This window comes from Sphingomonas bacterium (genome assembly GCF_903644135.1).
Taxonomy (GTDB): domain Bacteria; phylum Pseudomonadota; class Alphaproteobacteria; order Sphingomonadales; family Sphingomonadaceae; genus Sphingomonas.
Window position 1 is genome coordinate 1 of sequence record NZ_CAHJXA010000248.1, and the last position, 4315, is coordinate 4315.

7 protein-coding genes are annotated in these 4315 nt (G+C 70.8%); 3 read left to right on the top strand and 4 right to left on the bottom strand.

What is annotated here, in order from left to right:
* From HUU96_RS12105 to HUU96_RS12115, 3 genes are all read left to right on the top strand, one after another.
* Positions 1-223 (top strand): shikimate kinase (locus HUU96_RS12105; RefSeq protein ID WP_302480241.1); only part of this gene is annotated, 223 nt, incomplete at its 5' end.
* Complete coding sequence (gene aroB / locus HUU96_RS12110) at positions 220-1314, top strand: 3-dehydroquinate synthase (protein ID WP_174293034.1); 1095 nt, start codon at positions 220-222, stop codon at positions 1312-1314. The genes HUU96_RS12105 and aroB, both read left to right, overlap by 4 nt.
* Positions 1314-1454, top strand: coding sequence for a DUF2256 domain-containing protein (locus HUU96_RS12115; RefSeq protein ID WP_174293035.1), 141 nt, complete (start codon positions 1314-1316; stop codon positions 1452-1454). The genes aroB and HUU96_RS12115 overlap by 1 nt, the downstream gene beginning before the upstream one ends.
* Here HUU96_RS12115 and HUU96_RS12120 read toward each other — a convergent pair.
* The 4 genes from HUU96_RS12120 to HUU96_RS12135 form a co-directional block, all read right to left on the bottom strand.
* Positions 1451-1783 carry a DUF423 domain-containing protein gene (locus HUU96_RS12120; protein ID WP_174293036.1) on the bottom strand — a complete coding sequence of 111 codons (333 nt, stop codon included), beginning with the start codon at positions 1781-1783 and terminating at the stop codon, positions 1451-1453. The genes HUU96_RS12115 and HUU96_RS12120 overlap by 4 nt on opposite strands.
* The gene (locus tag HUU96_RS12125) at positions 1780-2175 is read right to left on the bottom strand and encodes a diacylglycerol kinase (RefSeq protein WP_174293037.1); all 396 of its coding nucleotides are present in this window, start codon (positions 2173-2175) and stop codon (positions 1780-1782) included. The genes HUU96_RS12120 and HUU96_RS12125 overlap by 4 nt, the downstream gene beginning before the upstream one ends.
* A 10-nt stretch (positions 2176-2185) precedes the next feature.
* The gene (locus HUU96_RS12130) at positions 2186-3937 is read right to left on the bottom strand and encodes a cation:proton antiporter domain-containing protein (protein WP_174293038.1); all 1752 of its coding nucleotides are present in this window, start codon (positions 3935-3937) and stop codon (positions 2186-2188) included.
* A partial coding sequence (locus HUU96_RS12135; protein ID WP_174293039.1) for an iron-sulfur cluster assembly scaffold protein occupies positions 3937-4315 on the bottom strand: 379 nt, incomplete at its 5' end. The genes HUU96_RS12130 and HUU96_RS12135, both read right to left, overlap by 1 nt.

Consider the following 4315-nt stretch of genomic DNA (forward strand, 5'->3'; position numbering starts at 1 on the left):
GGCGGTGGTGGTGTGGCTCGCCGCCCACCCCGATGTGCTGGCGGAGCGGGTACGGCGGCGCGATACGCGGCCGCTGCTCCACGGGCGCGACGCGCGCGTGGTGCTCGCCGAGCTGGCGCGGGTCCGCGCGCCGTTCTACGCGCAGGCGCATCACCGCATCGGCAGCCAGAAGGGCCCGCACGAGACGACGGTGGCGGCCATCCTGAAGGCGCTGGGGCTATGAGGACGATCAGCGTCGACCTGGCGGGGCGGCCCTATGACATCAGAATCGCGGCCGGGCTGCTCGCCCGCGCCGGCGAGCACGTCGCGCCCTTCGCCAAGGGCCGACGCGTGGCGATCGTCACCGATGCCAACGCCGCGATCCACCTGCCGACGCTGACCGCCTCGCTCGATGCGAGCGGCGTCGCCAGCGAGGCGATCGTCCTGCCGCCCGGAGAGGCGACCAAGAGCTGGGCGCAGTTGGCGGCATTGTGCGACCGGCTGCTCGCGCTGGGGGTCGAGCGCGGCGATGTCGTGGTGGCGCTAGGCGGCGGCGTGATCGGCGATCTGGTCGGTTTCGCCTGCGCGATCCTCAAGCGCGGCTGCGGCTTCGTCCAAGTGCCGACCACCCTGCTGGCGCAGGTCGACAGTTCGGTCGGCGGCAAGACCGCGATCAACACCGCCGCCGGCAAGAACCTGATCGGCGCGTTCCACCAGCCGGCGCTGGTGCTGATCGACCCGGAGGTGCTGGCGACGCTGCCCCCGCGCGAGCTGGCGGCGGGCTATGCCGAGGTGGTGAAATACGGCCTCATCGACGATGCCGCGTTCTTCGGCTGGTGCGAGGCGAACGGAGCGGTGTTGCTCGCCGGCGAGCTTGCGCTGCAGGAACACGCCATCGCCCACTCGGTCGAGGCCAAGGCGCGGATCGTCGCCGCCGACGAGTTTGAGACCAACGGAACCCGGGCGCTGCTCAACCTCGGCCACACCTTCGGCCACGCGCTGGAGGCGGAGGCGCGGTTCGACGGTAGCCTGCTCCATGGCGAGGCGGTGGCGGCGGGCTGCGCGCTGGCGTTCCGCTATTCGGCGCGTCTGGGGCTGTGCGCCGCAAGCGACGCCGAGCGGGTCGCCGATCATTGGCGCTCGGTCGGCCTCCCCGCCGGCCTGGCAGGCATAGCCGCAAGCGGCGAGCGGCTGGTCGAGCATATGCGCCACGACAAGAAGATGGCGGCGGGCACCCTGCCCTTCCTCCTCGCCCGCGGCATCGGCACGACCTTCCTCGACCGCAGCGTCGATCTCGCCGACGTCGCCGCCTTCCTGGATGAGGAGCGACGCTGATGCCCAACGGCGTGAAGAAGGGCGACCTGCCGACCAAAATCTGCCCGACCTGCCAGCGGCCGTTCACCTGGCGCAAGAAGTGGGCGCGCGACTGGGATCAGGTGGTGTATTGTTCGGACAAGTGTCGCGGCAAGCGTTAGCCGGCGCGCAACCCCCAAGCCAGCCACAGCCATCCCGCGATCAACAGCGCGCCGCCGATCGGCGTCACCGGCCCGACCCAGCGCGGCGCACCGAGTGCCAGCGCGTAAAGCGAGCCGCCGAACAGCGCGCCGCCCGCCACGAACAGCCAGCCCGGCCCCCACGCCTCCAGCCGCAGCGCGACCAGCGCCGCGATCGCATGGACCAGCTGGTAATGCGCACCGACCTTGAGCAGCTCCGCCGCGCGCTCGCTCGCGCCATGCGCGCCGAACGCGCCCGCCGCCACCGCCATCGCTCCCGCCAGCGCAGCGAGAATACCCAGCCAGTTCATCGTATCGCCCCCATCAGCCAGTGCCACTCGGCCATCAGTCGCGGCCAGCTGTCGACCAGCGCGCAGACCGCCACGGCCGCCGCGCCGATGCCGGCAACCAGCACCGCCGCCGACGCCATGTCCTTGATGACCTTGACCTCGGGATGGATGGCGGGGTGGAGCAGGTCGATAAGGCCCTCCAGCGCCGAGTTGAGCATCTCCAGCGCCAGCACCAGCGCCGCGACGATCGCGATCGCCGCCCACCATATCGGTGCCGGCCGCACGACCAGCAGCACTGCCAGCGTGGCGCTCAACGTGCGGACATGCACCCGGAACGAGCTTTCGCGCACATGTGCCTCGATCAGCCCGGCCAGCGCGAAGCCCAGCCGCTGATGGATCGGGCGACCTTTCATCGTTCGGCCTTCATCGCTCGCCGATCCGCGTCGCGGGGATCAGGTGACGCGCGGCGCGCAGGTCGCCGCCCGCGAGCTGGAACTTCAGCCGCTCCCGGTCGCTCGCGCGATAGGCGGCTTCGGCGCGGTCGATCGCGCCATCCTCGACGGCGATGCTGGTCAGCGCCCGGCGCGCCATCTGGACCGCCGATTCGAGCACTTCGCGTACGGCATAGTGAATGGGTGCATCCTTCAGCTTGACCACCGCTCGCCGATCATAGGCGCGCACGAAGATCGTCGCGCGCGGGAATGCCCGATGCACCTCGTCGAGCATATCGGCCTCGAGCTGGTCACCATCGATGCAGAACAGGATGAGCTCCGCCTCCGCCGCGCCGGCCTGACGCAGCAGGTCGATGCGGGTGCCGTCACCATAATAGACCTTGGCCCCGAACTCGCCGGCGATGTCGATCATGTCGATGTCGGTGTCGATCAGCGTCACCGGCACGTCCTGCGCCGCCAGGATCTGCGCCACCGTCTGGCCGAAGCGGCCATAGCCGACGATCAGCGCATTGGCCCCGTCGACGGTCGGGCCGTCGCGGGTGCCGCCGGCGACCAGCGGCTGGCTGCGGAAGCGGCGCGTGACGCTCATCAGGAACGGCGTCGTCGCCATCGACAGGGTGACGACCGCGCCGAACAGGCTCGCCGCCTGCGGGGCGATCACCGCTCCCGATTGCGCGGCCGCGAACAGCACGAACGCGAACTCGCCGCCTTGGCTGAGCAGCAGGCCGAGCGCGAACGCCGGCCGCCAGCGCATCCCGAAGGCGAGGCCGATGCCCATCACCACCGCCGTCTTGGCGAGGATCAGCGCCGCCGCCATGCTGGCCACGAACAACGGCCGCTCGGCGATGGCGTGGAGGTCGAGGCTCATCCCGACCGCCAGGAAGAACAGCCCGAGCAGGATCGAGCGGAACGGCTCGACATCCGTCTCCAGCTCGTGCCGGTATGGCGTGTCCGCCAGCATCACCCCGGCGACGAACGCGCCGAGCGCGGTCGACAGGCCCAGCGCCTCCATCACCGCCGCGCTGGCGATCACCGCGAATAGCGCGGCGAACACGAACATCTCGCGCTCGCCCAGGTTGCCGATCAACCGGAACAGCGGCCTGAGGACAAAGCGCCCGGCCAGGATCAGCCCGAACACTGCCAGCACCGTGTAGATCGCCAGCAGCCAGCCTGGCGGCGCGTGCGGGTCGGCGGGGTTGCGCGACAGGGCGGCGATGATGGTGATCAGCGGGACGATCGACAGGTCCTGGAACAGCAGGATCGAGAAGGCGCGCTCGCCGAACGGGGTGCGCAGCCGCCCGGCCGATTGCAGCATCGGCAGCACCTGCGCCGTCGACGACAATGCCAGCGGCAGGCCCAGCGCCAGCGCCGCCGCGCCCGAGAAATGCGTCGTCAGCCAGACGATCGCGGTCACCACCAGCCCACAGGCGACGACCTGAAGCAGGCCGAGCCCGAAGATCTCCTGCTTCATCCGCCACAGCCGCGCGGGGTTCAGCTCCAGCCCGACGATGAACAGCAGCAGGGTGATGCCCAGCTCGGCGATACCCATCTTGCCCTCGGCGTCATTGGCGAGGCCCAGCACCTCCGGCCCGACCAGCGCTCCGGCAACCAGATAGCCCAGCGTCGCGCCCAGCCCGAGGCGGCGGAACAGCAGCACGCAGGCTAGACCAAAGCCGAGCAGCACCACGCCCTCGCGCAGCAGCGACACGGGGGCCGCGTGCATCAGGCGGTGACGCGAGCAGCGGCGGACTGCGCGGCTTCGGCCGCCGCCTCGAACGCCAGACGGATCGAGGAGTGGCGAGCGGTGTAGGCGAGCGCCGGGGCGAACACGTCCAGTCCCGGCCACTGCGGTGCATCGCCGCCCTGCGCCAGCCACGCGGTCAATGCGTCGCGCGCAGCGGCAAGCTCATCGGGGGAGCGGCCGAGGATGTTGGCGGCAAGCAGCGACGACGATGCCTGGCCGAGCGCACAGGCGCGGACCAGCAGGCCGACCTCGACGATGCGGCCGTCCTCACCCAGCGACAAGTCGACCGTGACGCGGCTGCCGCAGACCGGCGAGCGCTTCTCGATGGTCGCCTGCGCGTCCGGCAGGCGTTCGTGA

Excerpts from the sequence above, each read along its gene's own strand:
- aroB (WP_174293034.1), top strand. The coding sequence starts at position 220 with ATGAGGACGATCAGCGTCGACCTGGCGGGGCGGCCCTATGACATCAGA.
- HUU96_RS12115 (WP_174293035.1), top strand. The coding sequence starts at position 1,314 with ATGCCCAACGGCGTGAAGAAGGGCGACCTGCCGACCAAAATCTGCCCG.
- HUU96_RS12120 (WP_174293036.1), bottom strand. The coding sequence starts at position 1,783 with ATGAACTGGCTGGGTATTCTCGCTGCGCTGGCGGGAGCGATGGCGGTG.
- HUU96_RS12125 (WP_174293037.1), bottom strand. The coding sequence starts at position 2,175 with ATGAAAGGTCGCCCGATCCATCAGCGGCTGGGCTTCGCGCTGGCCGGG.
- HUU96_RS12130 (WP_174293038.1), bottom strand. The coding sequence starts at position 3,937 with ATGCACGCGGCCCCCGTGTCGCTGCTGCGCGAGGGCGTGGTGCTGCTC.